This is a genomic window from Actinacidiphila polyblastidii, from assembly GCF_036353415.1.
Classification (GTDB): domain Bacteria; phylum Actinomycetota; class Actinomycetes; order Streptomycetales; family Streptomycetaceae; genus Actinacidiphila; species Actinacidiphila polyblastidii.
Genome location: NZ_JAZEWV010000002.1, coordinates 17,893 through 33,598, shown reverse-complemented (window position 1 = coordinate 33,598; position 15,706 = coordinate 17,893). Strand labels below are relative to the sequence as shown.

Annotated in this window: 20 protein-coding genes; all 20 read right to left on the bottom strand. The window is 70.7% G+C overall.

Going from position 1 to position 15,706, the window contains the following annotated elements:
• Positions 1–2: 2 nt before the first annotated feature.
• Positions 3–1,172, bottom strand: coding sequence for a siphovirus ReqiPepy6 Gp37-like family protein (locus tag V2S66_RS03315; protein ID WP_330792891.1), 1,170 nt, complete (start codon positions 1,170–1,172; stop codon positions 3–5).
• Positions 1,173–1,182: 10 nt separating this feature from the next.
• Complete coding sequence (locus V2S66_RS03310; protein ID WP_330792890.1) at positions 1,183–2,112, bottom strand: phage distal tail protein; 930 nt, start codon at positions 2,110–2,112, stop codon at positions 1,183–1,185.
• A 3-nt stretch (positions 2,113–2,115) separates the two neighbouring features.
• On the bottom strand, positions 2,116–5,988 hold the full coding sequence (locus tag V2S66_RS03305) for a hypothetical protein (protein ID WP_330792889.1): 3,873 nt from the start codon (positions 5,986–5,988) through the stop codon (positions 2,116–2,118).
• A 13-nt stretch (positions 5,989–6,001) separates the two neighbouring features.
• Complete coding sequence (locus V2S66_RS03300; protein WP_330792888.1) at positions 6,002–6,379, bottom strand: hypothetical protein; 378 nt, start codon at positions 6,377–6,379, stop codon at positions 6,002–6,004.
• A 95-nt stretch (positions 6,380–6,474) separates the two neighbouring features.
• Positions 6,475–6,852 carry a hypothetical protein gene (locus V2S66_RS03295; protein ID WP_330792887.1) on the bottom strand — a complete coding sequence of 126 codons (378 nt, stop codon included), beginning with the start codon at positions 6,850–6,852 and terminating at the stop codon, positions 6,475–6,477.
• A gap of 99 nt (positions 6,853–6,951) precedes the next feature.
• Positions 6,952–7,521: a phage tail tube protein gene (locus tag V2S66_RS03290; RefSeq protein ID WP_330792886.1), complete on the bottom strand. Its 570-nt coding sequence runs from the start codon at positions 7,519–7,521 to the stop codon at positions 6,952–6,954.
• A gap of 65 nt (positions 7,522–7,586) precedes the next feature.
• Positions 7,587–7,994: a hypothetical protein gene (locus V2S66_RS03285; RefSeq protein ID WP_330792885.1), complete on the bottom strand. Its 408-nt coding sequence runs from the start codon at positions 7,992–7,994 to the stop codon at positions 7,587–7,589.
• 16 nt (positions 7,995–8,010) lie between these two features.
• Positions 8,011–8,235, bottom strand: coding sequence for a hypothetical protein (locus V2S66_RS03280; RefSeq protein ID WP_330792884.1), 225 nt, complete (start codon positions 8,233–8,235; stop codon positions 8,011–8,013).
• The gene (locus tag V2S66_RS03275; protein WP_330792883.1) at positions 8,235–8,540 is read right to left on the bottom strand and encodes an HK97 gp10 family phage protein; all 306 of its coding nucleotides are present in this window, start codon (positions 8,538–8,540) and stop codon (positions 8,235–8,237) included. The genes V2S66_RS03280 and V2S66_RS03275 overlap by 1 nt, the downstream gene beginning before the upstream one ends.
• Positions 8,537–8,875, bottom strand: coding sequence for a hypothetical protein (locus V2S66_RS03270; RefSeq protein WP_330792882.1), 339 nt, complete (start codon positions 8,873–8,875; stop codon positions 8,537–8,539). The genes V2S66_RS03275 and V2S66_RS03270 overlap by 4 nt, the downstream gene beginning before the upstream one ends.
• Positions 8,872–9,276, bottom strand: a complete 405-nt coding sequence (locus V2S66_RS03265) for a head-tail connector protein (RefSeq protein ID WP_330792881.1) — start codon at positions 9,274–9,276, stop codon at positions 8,872–8,874. The genes V2S66_RS03270 and V2S66_RS03265 overlap by 4 nt, the downstream gene beginning before the upstream one ends.
• Before the next feature lie 25 nt (positions 9,277–9,301).
• Positions 9,302–9,637: a hypothetical protein gene (locus tag V2S66_RS03260; RefSeq protein ID WP_330792880.1), complete on the bottom strand. Its 336-nt coding sequence runs from the start codon at positions 9,635–9,637 to the stop codon at positions 9,302–9,304.
• Positions 9,638–9,647: 10 nt separating this feature from the next.
• Positions 9,648–10,214, bottom strand: coding sequence for a hypothetical protein (locus tag V2S66_RS03255; RefSeq protein WP_330792879.1), 567 nt, complete (start codon positions 10,212–10,214; stop codon positions 9,648–9,650).
• Positions 10,211–10,615 carry a hypothetical protein gene (locus V2S66_RS03250; protein ID WP_330792878.1) on the bottom strand — a complete coding sequence of 135 codons (405 nt, stop codon included), beginning with the start codon at positions 10,613–10,615 and terminating at the stop codon, positions 10,211–10,213. The genes V2S66_RS03255 and V2S66_RS03250 overlap by 4 nt, the downstream gene beginning before the upstream one ends.
• Before the next feature lie 4 nt (positions 10,616–10,619).
• Entirely contained in the window at positions 10,620–11,684 is a 1,065-nt protein-coding gene (locus V2S66_RS03245; RefSeq protein ID WP_330792877.1) for a major capsid protein, read from the bottom strand.
• 16 nt (positions 11,685–11,700) lie between these two features.
• Complete coding sequence (locus tag V2S66_RS03240; protein WP_330792876.1) at positions 11,701–12,519, bottom strand: hypothetical protein; 819 nt, start codon at positions 12,517–12,519, stop codon at positions 11,701–11,703.
• Between the two features lie 153 nt (positions 12,520–12,672).
• A complete protein-coding gene (locus tag V2S66_RS03235) occupies positions 12,673–12,846 on the bottom strand; it encodes a hypothetical protein (RefSeq protein ID WP_330792875.1) in 174 nt (57 codons plus the stop codon).
• 3 nt (positions 12,847–12,849) lie between these two features.
• On the bottom strand, positions 12,850–13,014 hold the full coding sequence (locus tag V2S66_RS03230) for a hypothetical protein (RefSeq protein ID WP_330792874.1): 165 nt from the start codon (positions 13,012–13,014) through the stop codon (positions 12,850–12,852).
• Positions 13,015–13,028: 14 nt separating this feature from the next.
• Complete coding sequence (locus tag V2S66_RS03225) at positions 13,029–14,132, bottom strand: phage minor capsid protein (RefSeq protein WP_330792873.1); 1,104 nt, start codon at positions 14,130–14,132, stop codon at positions 13,029–13,031.
• On the bottom strand, positions 14,083–15,684 hold the full coding sequence (locus V2S66_RS03220) for a capsid protein (RefSeq protein WP_330792872.1): 1,602 nt from the start codon (positions 15,682–15,684) through the stop codon (positions 14,083–14,085). Before V2S66_RS03220 ends, V2S66_RS03225 begins: the two co-directional genes overlap by 50 nt.
• Positions 15,685–15,706: the final 22 nt, after the last annotated feature.

Here is a 15,706-nt window from a genome sequence, read left to right as displayed (position 1 = left end):
CGTTATGCCTGCCTTCGTGTGGCCAGCCGGGCCGCGGTTCGCTTGACCTGGACGAGGAATTTGAAGATCTGTGCGACCACGTCGCTGGTGTCCGAGGAGTCGGAGCTGCCGAGCGTGGCCTTGACGGTCGTGCCGCTGCCGCTGTCGGCGTTGATCGTCACCTCGCGGACGACGTCGGCGAAGAAGGTGTTACGGACCTGGCAGGAGACGATGTCGCCGACCGAGTAGTCCACGCCGAAGGCGAGGCCGGGGATGTCGATGGGCGTCATCGACAGCGAGCCCTGGGACGCCCCGGAGGTGAGCGCCTCGTCGGCGGCCTGGTCCATCTGCGCGGTGAGGTCCACCGACGCTGTGTCCACGTCGGTCTTGTCGACGAAGCCCTCGACCACCAGCGCCGGGAACAACGTGTCGGTGCGGTCGTACAGCTTGCACACCCGTGGGCTGCTCGCCCCGCCGGCCACGACCAGCGCGCGGGTCATCGTCGGTGGCGTGGTGGTGTACGAGGCGTCGGTGAGGTTGCCCAGGTCGAAGGAGAACCGGGCGGTCAGGGAGCGGTCGGCGGGCTGGTAGACCTGGAACTGCAGGCCTGCGCCGATCTGTACGACGCGGAAGCCCAGCCGCGCGGGCTTGGCGATGTCCTGGAGGACGGTCAGCAGGTTGTCGAACTGGTTGACCTGCTTGGTGACCGCGGCGCCCCGCGCGAGGTCGGTGTCCAGCGTCAGCCCGGCGATCTTCCGGGCGCTCAGCGCGCCGGGGCCGATGTTGGAATTGACCAGGGCGCGCATAGCGGTCTCTGCCGCAACGGCACTGATCTTGTACAAGGTGCTGCCCTGGGAGCCGATCGCCGCCGCGGGGTTGGGCCAGCACGTCGCCTCGGCCAGGACGGTCATGTCGTCCACGCCGGAGACGGTGAGCGTGCCCTTGCCGCCCGAGGAGGCCGTCCGGGACCAGTCCACTGACCTGATGGGCCCGGACAGCACCTGCGTGCTGCCCTTGAAGACCTGCACGCCGTTGCCCTCGACGAGCAGTGACGCCTGCGGTGAGTTCTCCGCGACGGTCAGAGTGAAGGCACCGACCGCGGTGTAGCGGGGCACCACCGTCAGCGAGGTGTAGTCGCTGAGCTGCCCGATCGTCGTGAGCGTGGCGTCGCGGACGAGGACCGTGAACCCCACTGGGCCTCCTTCACGCGCTGAGGTAGCGAGGCTGGTAGTCCAGCGATACGAGAGTGCTGGTGGTGGCCCCGGCGAGCGTCAGGGCCACCTCGTTGTCCGCGGGCGCCAGACCCCACAGGGCGGACCCGGTGGCGAGCTTCGGCCACAGGTTGGTGGAGCCGTTCATCAGCACCGTCTGGATCCGCTCGCGGGTGTCGATGACCACGGTGTCGCTGGAGGTCAGGGACTGGCTGAGCGTCAGCGATTGGCCGGTGATGATGTTCGTGAGGATCACCGACGTCGCTGGGCCTCGGATCGTCCACACCGGGTACGCCACGTCGTCACCGTCGTTGCTGATGAAGGTGTCGCCCAGGACCTGGGAGTCGGCGACGGCCAGGGGCAGCAGCGGGAAGAAGCTGCCCGACTGCGCCACCTGGAAGTCGAGGTGCACCGGCGGTCCGAGCCAGTATGGCGACGGCGCGACGAACACCACGGCGACCATCTGGTAGCGCATCCCGCCGACGTCTACGGACTCGTCGCCCTCGCCACCGGACTGGTAGTAGGCGGCGATCGATCGCTGGGTGCCGTCGGTCTCGGTGATGGTGAGGGTGCCGGCGCCCAACTTCGGGTTGAGGCTGCGCCGCAGGCCCCGCTTCTTGGCCAGGAAGTCCGCCCGGTCCACGTCGCTGAACACCACGACGGGCAGCATGATCGTCCGAGCCTGCGCCCTGATCTGCCGGATCGCGCTGCCGTCGATCTCCGGGCTCTCGTCGGAGTAGACCTGGTAGGTGGGCATGTCCAGGCCCGTGGCGCCAGGCTGGATGACCCACCCGTTCTCGTCGTCCGACAGCACCGTGACGCGGCCCTGAGCGTCGGTCCAGGTGACCTCGGGGGCCTCCAGCGGCCCGAACGGCGGCGGGGTGACCGTCCCCGCTGGGACTGATGCGACCAGAATCGGCACGACTTACCCTCCTGGAAGCAGCGCGGGACGGCGCAGGACAGCGGCCCTCTGGAGAGCGGTGAGGACCCCCTGTTCGGTTGGCTGGTCGGATGTGTGCAGATCGAAGTGGTTGACCGTCTGCGCTACCCCCCGCTGCGCCTGGTCCCGCTCGATGCTCGCGGAGCCCGGACGGACTGCCGCGACCAGTGCAGCCATGCGGCGGGCGCTGGCCTCGATCTGGGGGTGCTTGCTGCGGAAGCCCACCAGGAAGCCCTGGCCGGTGAATTCTCCGAGCTGCTGCGTCACCTTCGACGGGGAGTGGATCTTCAGTTCCTTGCGGATCTCGGCCTGGATCTTCTTGGCGAGGGTCGTCATCTCCTTCTCGATGGCGGACTCCTGCGACTGCAAGCCGGTCAGGAACCCCTTGCCGGCCTGCGAGCCGGAGTCGTACATCGTGTCGGCGACGCCCCTGCCGTACGCGGTGGCGGCCTTGTCGATCGCCGACTGCGTGGAGTTGATCGACTTCAGCGTCGACGCCGACGCGTCAGCGAGCGCCTGGGCGTACGCCGAGCCCTGCTCCGGCCCGGCCTGCACGAGCTGGTTGAGCAGGGTCTTGCTCAGCCCCCGCTTGCCCAGCAGCGCGATGTTCGCCGTGAACTTCTTGATCTGGCCCAGGCGTGTCTGCAGGCCCGCCAGGATCCCGCCCGCCCCGAACGAGCCCCCGGCAGCTGGCAGGCTCGTCATGCTGGCGAAGGACTGGGCGCTGTCGCGGGCCGAGACTGCGTACGAGCTGGCCGCGGCGAGCTGGGCCTTGATGCCATCCCGTTTCTTGGCCAGGTTCTGCAGCTGCGTCGACTGCCTCTCCAGGGCCGCGATGACCCGGTCGTCCAGCGTGGTCCGCACGTTCTTGAACGCGCTCTGGATCGAGGAGACGACCCGGTTGGTGGCGCTCTGGATCTGGCTGACCGTGCCCGCAAGGTTGGAGGCGAACGCGTTGCTGATGGCGTTGGCGATCGAGCCCTCGTTGACCTTCTGACCCCCGATGATGATCACGTTCTGGGGCAGGGGCTTGGCCTTCGAGCCGGTGACCCCACCGGAGGCGTAACTGCCCCCGATGATCCCGCCGTCCTTGAAGCCCATCGCCCGGCGTACGGCTGCCGCGCCCTGCGAGCGGGACAGGGCGTTCCAGGCGTGCACCATCGCCGGCCCGACTGCGCGGGTCCACTCCGGGTGCATGACCGCCTCACCGCCGGACAGGTGCAGGCTGCCGGCGGTGGGGCTGTAGAAGTGGTGGACGTCCCGGCCGGGGGTGTGGCCGGGCAGGACACCGCCGGTGGCGTATCCGCCCCCCTCGTGGAAGACCTCGGTCGGCTTGCCCTTCACTACCGCATAGGTGGCGCGGATCGTGACCGTTCCGCCGTGCAGGCTATCGATCTTGGCCTGCGCGTCGCGGATCTCGTTGTTGAGCTGCGCGATGTTGCCCTTGATCGCCGTGGTCTTCGACGGCGGGACCGACTTCAGCCTCGACTGTGCCTGGGTGACCTTCTGCTTCAGGTCGTCGATGTTGCCCTTGAGGTACGCGGTCTTGTCGGGGGCCTTGAGGATCTCGTTGGCCAGGGCGGTCGCCTGGCTCTTCTGCAGGCCCATCGCCTGCGCGGTGGCGATGAGCTTGGCGCGGCCGCGGTCGTACACCCCCTCGACCTGGTCCCAGCTCTTGCCCTGGTCGCGGAGCGCGGCCGCGGCCGCATCGGTCTTGTCCGCCAGGTCGCTCAGCGGCTTGTAGGCGTCGCGGGCCTTCTGGGAGTTGAGGTCGAGCTGCCCGTTGACCATCTTCAGGGCGGTCTCGTGGTGCTTGATCGCCCCGCTGGCGTCGTCGATGGCCTGCTCGAAGTCGCTCTCGGCGTTGAGGCCGGCCCGGTTCACGTCGTTGAGGGCCTGGATGGACTGCCGCAGCCCATCGGCGCTCTTCTTCTGGTCGTCGAGCTGCGCCTGCACCTGCTGCGACTGCCGCCCGAACAGACCCATCGAGTCTGCGGTCAGGTCCTGCTCGAACTTCGCGTCGCTCAGCGCACTCTGGTAGTCGTCGAGTTTGGACGTGAGGTCCGAGGCGGGCTTGCCGCTCTTGGTGTACTCGCTCGTGAGCCGTTTGAGCGCCGACACCGCGAGGTCGGGCTGCCCGTTCTTCACCAGGTCGGCCAGGGACTTGTCGACGGCGTCGACGTCCTTGGCAGCCTTCTTCGCCGAGTTCGACTTCGCCATCCCGAGGGTGAACACGCGGTTCATTGAGTCGTTGAAGGCGTCCATCCCGGACCGCTGGCCGTTGAGCCGGCCGATGGACGTGTTCAGGTCGTCGAAGTCCTTGCCGAACACGCGGCTGGCCTCGCCGGTGACCTTGCCGGTGCGGCCGAGCTGACCGATCGCGGTGGTCATCTTGTCGACGTCCGGCGCCTTCTTGCCCGACGAGCTCAGCTTGTCGAGGAGCACCACCACCGCGGTGACCGCCAGCAGCGCCCCGCCGATCTTCGCCCCGGTCGACAGCGACGCGATGGCCGTCCGGACACCGGCAAGACCACCACCGGCCGCCGTGGAGGCGGTACGGACGGCCGTCAGGCGGGTGCCCACAGTCCGCAGGCTGCCAGCGACGGTGTTAATGCCCCCGGCGGTGAGCTTGTACAGCCTGAACGCGCTGTACAGCTGTAGGGCACGGCCGATGAACTCCGGTGGCAGCGCGGACACCAGGTGCGCGGCAGCGTCGACCACCGTGAGCATGCTGGGGCCCGCCTCGGAGACGCCCTGGACGACGTGCAGGACGTCCGTGGCGATGGCGGTGAGGGTCTCGCGGACTTCGGGGCCGTTCTGCTTGGCGTACGCCAGGAACTCGCTCGCTGGGCCGCTGGTCTTGCCCTCGCTGAGGAGCCGGGTGAGGTGGACCGTCTCGTCGACGATCTGCTTCAAGGCACCGGCGGAGAACGTGTCGAACTTGCTGATCATCTTGTCGAAGCCGGGGGTCTCGACGGCGCCCGCGGCGATGGTGGTCAGCCGGGTGAGCTGGCCGGAGCTGTCCTTGACCAGCGTCGAGAATCGCGGGATGAGCGAGTCGGCGATGGCGAGTCCCTGGGTGACCGGGACCATCGTGAAGTCGGACATGTCGTCCGACCACTTCTTGAAATCGTCCTTGAGGATGCTGAAGCCCAGCGCGGCGCGCTGGGTCTGTCCTGGCATGGCGTCGAGGGTCTCGGCGACGGTGTCCTGGGCCTGGTGCGCCTCCTTGGACGCCGCGCCGTACTTCTTGACGGCCGCGCTGGCTGTGGACTCGGCTGCGGCCAGGCCGGTGAGCATCGCGAGTTGCGGCTTGAGCGCAGCGCCGAACGCGCCGACGGACACCAGGGCCGCGCCGCCGGCCGCCGCGACGGATGCCAGGGTCGAGGCCAGGTACGCCGCGACGGGGGCAACGGCCGGCGCCAGGGAGAGAAGCGCTCCCGCGGCGCCCGCCCCCGACCCGGTACCCCCTACGGGACTCGGGCCGCCGCCAGTCCCCCCGACGGTGCGGGTGCGGATAGTCAGGGTCCGCTCGCGGGTGAGGACGTTGATCTCGTCGGCCGCCACCCGGGTGTCGGCATCGACCCGGACGGTCGCAGTGCGGTTGCGGGTGAGCGCCGCGATCTCCTCGGCGGCCACCCGGGTGTCGACGGACGCGAAGATCGCCACCGATCGAGCCCGGGTCAGCTTGTCCAGGTCGCGGGTGACCTTGTTGGCGGCCGTCCGGTTGAGCTTGGGGTCGATCCCGACGGTCAGGTCATCGGTCCGCACGGTCCGCAGCTCGCTGCGTAGCCGCTGCGCGAACCCGGTGAGAGAGGGGGCCAGGCGTACCTGGGCCGATCCGACGGTCGTCGGCACGCTGACCCCCTCGTCACGACGTCACGGAGCCCTGGCGGGCCTTGAGGGCGGCATCGAGCGCGGCCAAGTTCCGGCTGCGGGCGTCCCCGCGCGGCCGCATGCGAGCCAGCTGCTGGAGCTGCTGCTGCCGGCGCTCCGCGCGGCGGACGTCCTCGTCGCTGGGTGGCCGCTCCAGCGTGGGCACGTCGACCGGGTGGAGAGTCGGCGAGCCCTTGATGCCGTGGCCGGCCCACTGGATGCGGATGAGGGTCTGCAGGAGGCTGGCCGTGTAGGCGGCCATCCAGTCCTGGTCGGTCCAGCGCCGCCCCTCGGTGTCGCCGGCGAGCGCGGCCTTGGTCGCGGAGTCCGCGGGGAGCCCCTCGACAAAGCAAAGGAGTTCCAGCCACGACATGGTGCCCTCGCCCCACTCGTTGGCGTGGAACTCCGCGAGGGACCGCCCCGGGTAGTAGCGGGCGATGTCCGCGTGGAGCTTGCGCGGGTGGTCGGTCAGGACTCCGAGGAGCCAGAGGATTCCCCCAGGCTCGCGCCGTCGGTCTCGTCCTCGCCGTCCTCGCCGTCGCGTCCCATGACCTCCTTGAAGATCGCCTTCATGTCGGTCATGTCGAGCCCGGCCTCGCAGGCCAGGTCGAACTGCTCCTCGCCCATGAGCGCCCGCAGGATGTCGACGTCGCCCTTCAGCTGGTCGACGGAGATCAGGAAGTTCACCGGCCACCATGTGCGGCGCAGCACGCGGAATGACAGCGGCTCCTCGCTGCCTTCGGGGGTGAGGTCGAAGTGGAGGTACTTCTCGCCGCGGGCGTCGGCCTGCTGGGCGCGCAGGGCGTTGAGGTTCAGTGCCTTGCGGGGCGCTCCGGTCTTGGACATGTGGGTCTCCTCGTGGGTCGAGTAGTGCGCGTGGGTCGGAAGAAGATGAGCGGCCGGAGAGGACCCACGTACTCCCCGGCCGCCGTCCATAAGGGCCGGTCAGGCCGGCAGGGTCACGCCGCCGTACATCCGCTGGATCGACGCGGCGCCGCCGGGCGCTGTCAGGGCGGTGAAGGTGAGGTCGAACCCGACCGGGGTGTCGCCCTTGTACGTCAGGTCGCCCTTGGTAGTGACCTCCGAGCGGGCGATCACGAAGCGGCAGTGCCGGTCGCCGTCCAGGACGTCGAACCCGAGTGCCATCTCGTACGGGTCGGTGGTGGCCGGGTCGCTGAAGCTGAGGAACTGGGTGTCGCCACTCCCTGAGCTGGTCATGTCGGCGACGGGGACCGAGTAGTACAGGCCCAGCCCAGCCGCGGTGATGTTGATCAGCACCACCTTGTACGTGCTGGTGCGCTGCTTCACCTGCGAGCGCACCGGGGTGTTGGACCCCCACCGCATGATCTGGGTGCGGTCCTCGCCGAGCGCCTCGACGAGGCCGTCCTCGGAGACGTCGGCGAGGTTGGTCCAGCCGGCCCCCCAGCTGGCGAACGGGTCGACGGGGGCGGTGGTGCCGACGGGCGCGATGTAGGCGTATCCGCCCACACCGAGCATCACGGGCTCGAAGGCCATGGTCACTCCTCAGTGGTGGCCCACGCCGGGGCCGGATGGAGCCCGGACGGCCCGGGCGGATGGGTTCAGGTCGAGCGGATGGTCAGGCCGGCGGTCCAGCCGATGCGCACCACGTTCGTGTTGGGCTCCTCCGGGCGTGCCGTCGGCCCGGTCTCCTCCCACGTGCGGGAGACCGTCCCCTGCTGCGTCACCCGGCCCCTGAGGGACTCCAGGGCCAGGCGGACGGTCCCGACGCTGGCGTTGGCTGCCTCGCGGCTGGTGGCGTAGACGTCGACGGAGACTCTCGCGTCCTCTGCGACGTACCGGCCGTTCCACGTGGGGATCGTGCGGGGGCCGCCGACGCGGGTGATCTGCGCGAGGGGCAGCAGCGCGGTGAAAGCGGTGCCGTCCGGGCGGACGGTGCACACGTATAGGCCGTCGACAGCGCCGGTGAGGTAGTGGACGATCAGGGCCTCGACGTCGGGGAGCGCCACGATGTGCACCCCCTGGTCAGTCGGCCTGGCCGGCCTTCGTGGTCTTCCTGCGGGCCGCGGGTGCCGGGGCCGCGTCTCGGTCGGACGTTGCTGGCGCATCGTCGGCGGACGGCGCGGGACCGTCGTCGGGGTGCCCGATCCCTGCCCGGACGAGCGCGTCGACCTCGGTGTCCGGCACGTCGACGACATCGCCCGGCGCGCCGGGCGGGTCCTTCATCCAGAAAGCGAGTCGAAACCGCATCAGGTATCTCCTCCTGCCGCGTCGAGGGCGTTGGTGAGGGTGTGGTGCGCCGGGTGGCCCGGCTGCCGGGTGCCGTGCTCGACGTAGATCGAGTGGTCGGCGCTCGCGACGACGAGGACCTCTCCGTCCTCGTCGCCGTCCTCCAGGTGGATGGAGTCCCGGTACTCGCCGGTGTCCACGGGCGCGGTGGTCTGGGCTGCCTGGACGACGCGGCGGCCGCGGGCGCGCATGTCGCGCTTCACGCTCGGCGCGGCGGCCAGCGCCGCGATCGCTGCTTCGTCGATCTCGATGTTGATCAGGCTCATCCCGAGATCAGCCTCCCGTCGACCTGGATGTGGTTCAGCGCCTTCGTGGGGCCCTTGCGGGGGATCGGCTCGCCAGCGACCTCCAAGACCAGGCCCTCCCACTCCAGGCGGTCCTGCGCGGTGACGACGGTGCCGGGCGGCAGGTAGCACCGGTAGGTGGTGTCGGTCTGGTCCACGCCGTTGGTGTCCTCCGCGGTGGTCGTGCCGTCGACGACCGCCCGCACCGGCGTCCGGACGGCGTGCGCCCAGTCCCGGACCCGGTTGTTGTACGAGTCCGTCACCAGCCCCGCGCGGACGACGGTGACGGTGTCCGTGGTGAAGGGGAGCACCGTCACCACCCCCAACCGACGACCGGGTGGGCGTGGGCGAGCCGCGACGTGCGGAGCAGCTCGATCATCTCCGGAGAGACCCGAGGCGTGCCGATGCCGACGACGGAGATCGCCCGGGTGACAGCGACGTCGCCGACCCGCTGGGAGCTGACGTTGGCGTTGGCCCCGGTCTCGTCGTCGAGGTCAGCGATGTACTGCGCCTGCAGGCACACCGCTTCCCGGAACAAGTCGATGACGTCCTGCTCGGTCGGAGCGCCGTTGCTGTCCGTCTCGTACCGGGCACCCATCAGCAGGCCGTCGAGCCGGCGGGACGCGTTGGTCAGGAGCCGCTCGGCGTTGTCCGGCACCGGGGCCGGGGCGAGGAAAACGCCGAGCTGCTGCACGGTGGCGTAGACAGGAAGCGTCATCGAGTCGTCCTTCCCCGCCTGGGGGTCACAGCGTCAGGCAGGCCACGGTCACGCTGGTCACCGACGAGATGCCCAGGTAGACGTTCTCGGTGCCGTCCTGCTGCTCGTAGTCGTCCGGGTAGGGGCCGTAGAACCGTTCGGCGCCGGCCGCGATGGTCGACGTCGGAGCGGTGACGGCCTGGCCCTGGATCGTGCGGCCGATGGTCTCGGTGACCGTGATGGAGGCGCCGGAGGCGTTCTTGATGTGGACGAACTGCCGGCCGGAGCTGCGGAAGGAGATGCCCGCGGCGTCCGGGGTGACGTAGGTCGCCAGGACGCCGTGCGGGCCCAGGCGCTGCGGGGTGAGCGCGGTGCGTGCCATGTCCGCCCCCTCAGCTGGCCAGGACGAGCGGCGCCTGCCGCTTGAAGGCCGGGCTGGCGATCGTCGCCGGCGCCGTGGTGGTCAGGCCCGAGCCGGACGTCTGCGCGAGGTTGCTCTCGCCGGTGAGGACGGGCTTGGCCGTGCCGGTGCCGACCAGCGTGGGGATCGTCGAGCCCGCCATGGCGAACGCCGCGTAGTACAGGCCCGAGCGGGTGATCCGCTGCGCGGTCTGGAGCGGCAGCGTCTTCACGGTGTCCGCCGCCCAGGCGGTGCTGGTCTGGTCGGCGGTCTGCGCGAGGAGCGCGCCGGCCGGGGAGTAGAGCGCGAACCAGTAGTTCGTCGGGCTGGCAGCCGCGGTGGCGGCCGAGATGAAGCTCAGGTTCGTGACGAGGTCGCTCTCCTCCAGGTACAGCGGCGTCGACAGCATCACGCCGGATGCCGCCGCGGCGACGTCGTCGAGGCCGGTGCGCGGGAGGTTGGCGCGCCAGAACACGGCGTCCGCGTCCGGTCGCCCGGCGGTGCTGAGCCACGCGAGATCGTTGCGGACGAGGCCGCGGTAGTGCCCGAGGACAGTCATGCCTGCGGTCCCTTCTGGTCGTCGGCCGGAGCCGGGGTCTTCGCGGCGAGGATCTCGTCGCGCTTGCCGGTGATCGTGACGCGGGCCTTGCCGTCGGCCGCCGCCTCGACGTCCAGGACGCGCACGGCCTCCTGGTACGAGGCGCCGTCGAGGTAGGCGAGGACCTCGTCCGCCTTGTGGCCGGCCGGGTCATACGGCTTGTCGCCGTCGACGGGCGCGAGGACCTCGGCGCTCTCCCCGTCGCTGATCTCGTCGACGCGGTAGCCGGCGCGCTGGAAGTACGCGATCGCGGAGCGCCCCGCGTCGCTGGTGTCCTCGACCTCGGCGACGCCGGACTGGAACGCGACGCCCACGGACTGGCCCGTGAAGCCCTTCAGCGGGGCTGTGATCTTGTATCGCATCAGGTCACCGAACCTTCACGTTGCGGAGCACGCCGCACGCCTTGGTGTTCTCCAGGACCGCCGCGACAGGGCCCATCTCGATCTCGCCCGTCTTGACCGCGCCGGGCGCAGTGAAGTCCGGCAGGTACGTCTCGACGAGCGGCTTACCCGCAACGGCCGCGCCGTGGAACGCGTCCAGGCCGAGGCTGATGGCGTAGATGTTCGTCAGGCCGGTGATGGTGCCGCCGGCGCCGCCGCCGTCGGTGTCCGCGGAGTAGATCGGGATGATCGGCGCAGAGCCGTCCATGCGGTCGCCCAGATCGATCAGCACCCAGTCGCCGTACTTCTTGACCAGGGTGCCGAGGGCGTCCTTCATCTCGGTGAACTGCGCGGCACGCCGCGCCAGCGAGGAGATGCGGCTGATCGACTTGGTGTTGCCGAGGATCGCCTTGACGCCGGGCGGGATGCTGCCGTCCGCGCCGGTGTCGCCGCTGCCGGTCTGCGAGCCCATGATCCGCGCGAGGAAGTCGTCGAGCGCGTCGAACGCCGACATCGCCAGGTCCTCGGTGGTGATCGCGCCCTGCGACCAGTCGACGTACCCGGTGGAGTAGCCCTCGTTGATCGGCAGGAACTCCGTGCTCTGCCCCGTCAGGGACTTGTCGAGCCCGTCGAAGCCGGAGTCGTCGACCGCGGTGTCGCCGAGAATCAGCTCCTGCTGGAACCTCGTGCGCATGGCAGTCATCTTCTGCGCCATCTGGAACGTGATCGAGTTGGACGCCGCCGGGCCGAGCCTGGCCAGCGCCCGGTCGACGGTGAACGCGCCACCGAGCGGGTGCAGGTTGACGGTCTTCTGCTCCGCGGTGGCCTGGTTCGCCGGGTACTCCTCGTTGTACCGGCGGAAGCTCGCGCTGCTCGGCGCGAGCAGCCGGGTGTAGCCGTACACCAGGGTCCCGGTGGTGGTGCTGGGTGTGACGGCGTCGTCCCACACCATGTTGTTGAACAGCCAGCTGTTGCGGCGGAGGTTGTCGATGACGTTGAAGTCGATGTCCGCCTGGGTGTTGAGCTGCGCCTGGGCGAGCGTCACGGGCATGGGTTACTCCTGATGGTCAGGTCTGGTAGTGGGCCGCGACGGATCCGGCGAGGCCGGGTCGCTTGACGGCAGCGCGTTCGCGGCTGCCGCCCTGGTCGCCGCCGGAGCGTCCGGCGCCGCCCTGCAGCGCGAGGCGCTGGTCCTTCTTCGCGGCCTCGGTGATGAGGGCCTTCAGTGCGGTCTTGAACTTCGCCGGGTCGCTCGCGTCCAGCGCGTCGACCTCCTCGCAGAACGAGCGGGAGTCGAGGAGCTTGTCGCCGTCGACGCCGTTCGAGTACGCGGTGCGCAGCACCATCGACTCGATGCCGGCCGCGATGGCCTGCTCCTGCGCCGTGGTGCTGGCGGCCTGCGACTCCTTCAGCTTGGCCAGCAGCTTGGTCGGGTCGGTCTCCTCGGTGTCGTCGTCCTGGACGATCCCGAGCGCCTTCCCGACCTCCTTCGCGAGCGCCTTGCGGGCGTCGTCGGCGGCCTGCTGCTTGGCCGCGGTGCGGTCCTTCCCGGCTTCCTTGCGCGCGTCGGTGAGTTCCTTCTCCAGCCGCTTGATCGTGGCTGCGTGGTCCTCGGCGCCGGTGCTGCCGTCCTTCTTCGCGCTCGCCTCCTTCCCGGTTCCCTGGCCGCCGGTCCCGCCGGCACCGCCACCGTCACCGCCCGTGCCGCCGCCACCGTCGCCGGAGCCGCCGCTGTCACCCCCGCCGTTCCCGTCTCCGCTGCCGGATCCGGAGCCGTCGCCGTCCCCTCCGTCCGCGTACAGGAACGGGGAGAAAGGGCCGTTGCCGTAGGGGTGTGACCAGCCGGTGCCCGCGCCGCCGTGGCGCGGCAGAGTCCGCTTGCGCATGATGCCCTCCCGGGCGTGGATCAGCCCGCGCCTGGCGGGCGGTGTGGTCGGCGCGCTCCTGGCGCGCCAGTGGTGTAGTGCTGCGCCGCTCCGGGCGGCGCTGTGGTCCCGGCCCGCACCAGGCGGGCCGAAGTCTGAAGGGGCGCTGGAGGCTCAACCGCGGTGGCGGTGGCCCTTCGACAGCGCCTGGAACTGGGTCTTCCCCAGGACGCGGCGGCCGATCCACGCCGCGAGCGCCTCGGGGTCGTGCGCGCCCTTCGCGGTGAGCTGAGCGACGAGCTTCTTCCACACGAACGGGTGGCCGGACTTGGTGATCGCGACGGGCACGGTTCAGCCCTTCTTGCGGCCCGCCGCGCCGAGCGCTGCGAAGCCGCCCTTCCCGAACTTCTTCCGGCCGATGAACGCAGCGAGCGCGGCCGGGTCGCTCGCGCCCTTCTCGGCCAGCTGGCCGGTGAGCTTCTTGAAGCGGCCGCCGGAACCGAGCTTGGGTGCCATGAGGTGCCTCCTGGTCAGGTCGGGATGCGTTCGCGGTCGTGCTGCCGCGGCAGGCCGGTGACCCGGGTCAGGCCGATCAGCCGAGCGTCGTACGAGCGGATCGAGGCCTGGGCCGCGGCCCGGGCGCGGTCGTCGAGCGCGACGGCCTCCCGCCGGCGCCACGCGCGGAGCTGCCGCTCCAGGTAGCGCTGCCGCTGGGTGTCCTCGTACGTCGCGCGTCGCGGGGCCGGCGCCGGGTCGGGGATGCTGGACAGGCCAGGGACGTAGGGGCGCAGCGTGTGGCGGCAGTTCGCGTGGTAGAGGCCGGCGGCGCGGGCCTGCTCCAGGGACCCGGCGACGAGGACGGGCACGCTGAGGGGCGCGCCGATGCCGTTCCGGGCGAGCACGACGCGTCGGCCTGGTGCCGCATCTAGGGTGAGGACCTTGGACTCCCAGGGGCGGCACAGCGGGCACTCCAGCGGGCTGTTCGACACCACGACGAGGGATAGGCCGACGCCGGACAACAGCGCGCTGTGCCCATCGAGGAGCGCCCGGCCAGCCGCGGTGCGCACTGCGCTGTCGATCCAGCCGGTCATCGACCAGCCGCGGCCCTGCTCGTCGACGAGGCCGACGATGCCGCGCCCGGCGTAGGTGGTCAGGGCGCGCTGCACCTCGGCGGCACGGTCGCGGGCCTGCTCGGCCCGGGCCACGATCTGCCGGTACGCGCCGGTCACCGAGGAGACGATGCGACGGTACAGCGGCCGCGAGTCCCGCTCCAGGCCGGCCGCCAAGTCCCGCACCGAGCGGGCACCGTCGGCGGCCGCGGCGTCCACGCTGCGGCGCTGCGCGGCGGTCAGCCGGCCGAGGTCGGCGATCGCCTCGCGGCGCCCGCGGTCGTACGCGTCGAGGAGCGCGCGGTCAACGGCGGTCGTGGTGGTCCTGCGCAGCGCCGCCGCCCGTCTGTCGACGACGCCGCGCAGGTTCCCTACCGCCCGGAGCCGCCGCTCCGCCCACCGAGGTGAGTCGAGGTCCTGGCCGAGCTCGTCGGCCAGGTGGTGAAGGAGGTCGAGTTCGGCGGCCGCGTAGAGGTCACGGACTGGGCGGGACAGGGTCGCCGCTGTCGCCGGGGAGGTTGGCACCGTGGCCTCCAGCAGTGTCGGGGGAGGCGACCGTGCGGCCGTTCTCGGCGTGGATCCGGCGAACCTCGACGGCCTGCTCCTCCGCCGGCATCTCGGGGTTGGTGAGAGCGACGAGGGTCTCCGTTGAGGCGGCCTCCGCGGTGCGGAGCGCGGCCGCGGTCTGGGCGAGGACGAGGGGGTCAGCGGCGATGGAGTCGGCGAAGGTCATGACGGGCCGCTCGACGTCCACGCTCGGCAGCCCCGGGAAAAGGCCGGACGCCTCCAGCGCGAGGAGCGTCTCCACGATGTCCGGCACGGCCACGGCGAAGGCCTCGCTCTTCGACGACCGAGTTGCCTCGGACCGGGACGCCTTCGCCTTGACCTCCGTCGCGGTGACGGCGGCGCCGTCGGAGTCCTCCCCGAAGGAGCCCGTGTTGTAGCCGGCGTTGCGGATGATCTGGTCGCGCAGCTCGTCGCACGTCGCCTTGTGCTCGGCGTGCCTGATGGCGAACTGGTTCAGGGTGATGCCGGCGCCGGTCTCGGTGGGCGGGATGTTCAGGCCCGCGTAGACGTCGCGGTCCTCCCACGACGCGCCCTGACCGAGGCCGTGGTTGGTGAGGTAGCCGTGCGGCACGATGATCCGGCTCTTGGCGAGGCGCACGTCCCGCATCCACGAGGTGTACGTCTCGTCCAGCGCGTCGAGGAGCCCCTCGGAGCCCTGGAAATCGGACAGGCCCAGCCAGTGCGCGCCGGGGACGTCGCACCAGTCGCGGTTGTCCGCTGTGTTCGGGGCGTACGAGACGGTCATCATGAGCTTGTCGATGGCCAGCTGGCGGGTGGGCTGGAGGCCCTTGGTCTCCGGGAACGAGCCGAGCGCGCTGTCGGGCAGCTGCTTGCCGAGGTTGTCCGACGAGCCCTCGTACACCGCGTGCAGGATCAGGCCGCCGCGCTCGTGCCGCTCCAGGTGACGGGTGACCTTGGTGCCGTCGACGGCGATCACCGTCCAGAACGTGACGGCCATCAGGACGCCGGCGCGCATCTCCGGTGCTGCGGCGTCTGCCCGTACCGAGTCGATCCAAGGGCGGTCGGAGATCTCGTCGTCCCACACGGTGCGCAGGTAGACCCCGCCGAGTGCGGAGGCGCGCTGCCCGGCGGTGATCAGGGTGCGGTTGAGGCCGGTCTCCTGCAGTTGTTCCAGCCGCTCCTGGAGGGGCTTGGCGCCGGCGGCCTTCGGGTCGGGTGCCTTGAGGGTGGGTGGCTCGCTGAAGAGCAGCGCGGATGAGGTGCGGGCGAGGTCGCCGGCCAAGGGGACGTGGAGCTTGATCCTTTTCTCGCCCCACGGTGTCGGCTCGCCCCAGAAGAACCGTGCCATCGCGCCGACCAGGCCGCGGCGGTACTGCGACGGGCGGTTGACGGGCTGCTGCCCGTACTGCCCGACCCTCGTCGACCGCCAGTAGTACCGGTCGGCGATCTTGTTGGGGTTCGCGGAGTACCAGGCCGCCCAGTCCTCCAGCGCGGTCCGGACCTCCGCGGCGATCGGCGGCCACGCGGTGCCGTCGGCGGGCAGCGCCATTGTGCCTCCCCAGGGGTGCGGG

Coding starts and splice junctions, on each gene's coding strand:
- V2S66_RS03300 (WP_330792888.1), bottom strand. CDS start 6,379: ATGTCGTGGCTGGAACTCCTTTGCTTTGTCGAGGGGCTCCCCGCGGAC.
- V2S66_RS03295 (WP_330792887.1), bottom strand. CDS start 6,852: ATGTCCAAGACCGGAGCGCCCCGCAAGGCACTGAACCTCAACGCCCTG.
- V2S66_RS03290 (WP_330792886.1), bottom strand. CDS start 7,521: ATGGCCTTCGAGCCCGTGATGCTCGGTGTGGGCGGATACGCCTACATC.
- V2S66_RS03280 (WP_330792884.1), bottom strand. CDS start 8,235: ATGCGGTTTCGACTCGCTTTCTGGATGAAGGACCCGCCCGGCGCGCCG.
- V2S66_RS03275 (WP_330792883.1), bottom strand. CDS start 8,540: ATGAGCCTGATCAACATCGAGATCGACGAAGCAGCGATCGCGGCGCTG.
- V2S66_RS03265 (WP_330792881.1), bottom strand. CDS start 9,276: ATGACGCTTCCTGTCTACGCCACCGTGCAGCAGCTCGGCGTTTTCCTC.
- V2S66_RS03260 (WP_330792880.1), bottom strand. CDS start 9,637: ATGGCACGCACCGCGCTCACCCCGCAGCGCCTGGGCCCGCACGGCGTC.
- V2S66_RS03255 (WP_330792879.1), bottom strand. CDS start 10,214: ATGACTGTCCTCGGGCACTACCGCGGCCTCGTCCGCAACGATCTCGCG.
- V2S66_RS03250 (WP_330792878.1), bottom strand. CDS start 10,615: ATGCGATACAAGATCACAGCCCCGCTGAAGGGCTTCACGGGCCAGTCC.
- V2S66_RS03245 (WP_330792877.1), bottom strand. CDS start 11,684: ATGCCCGTGACGCTCGCCCAGGCGCAGCTCAACACCCAGGCGGACATC.
- V2S66_RS03240 (WP_330792876.1), bottom strand. CDS start 12,519: ATGCGCAAGCGGACTCTGCCGCGCCACGGCGGCGCGGGCACCGGCTGG.
- V2S66_RS03230 (WP_330792874.1), bottom strand. CDS start 13,014: ATGGCACCCAAGCTCGGTTCCGGCGGCCGCTTCAAGAAGCTCACCGGC.
- V2S66_RS03220 (WP_330792872.1), bottom strand. CDS start 15,684: ATGGCGCTGCCCGCCGACGGCACCGCGTGGCCGCCGATCGCCGCGGAG.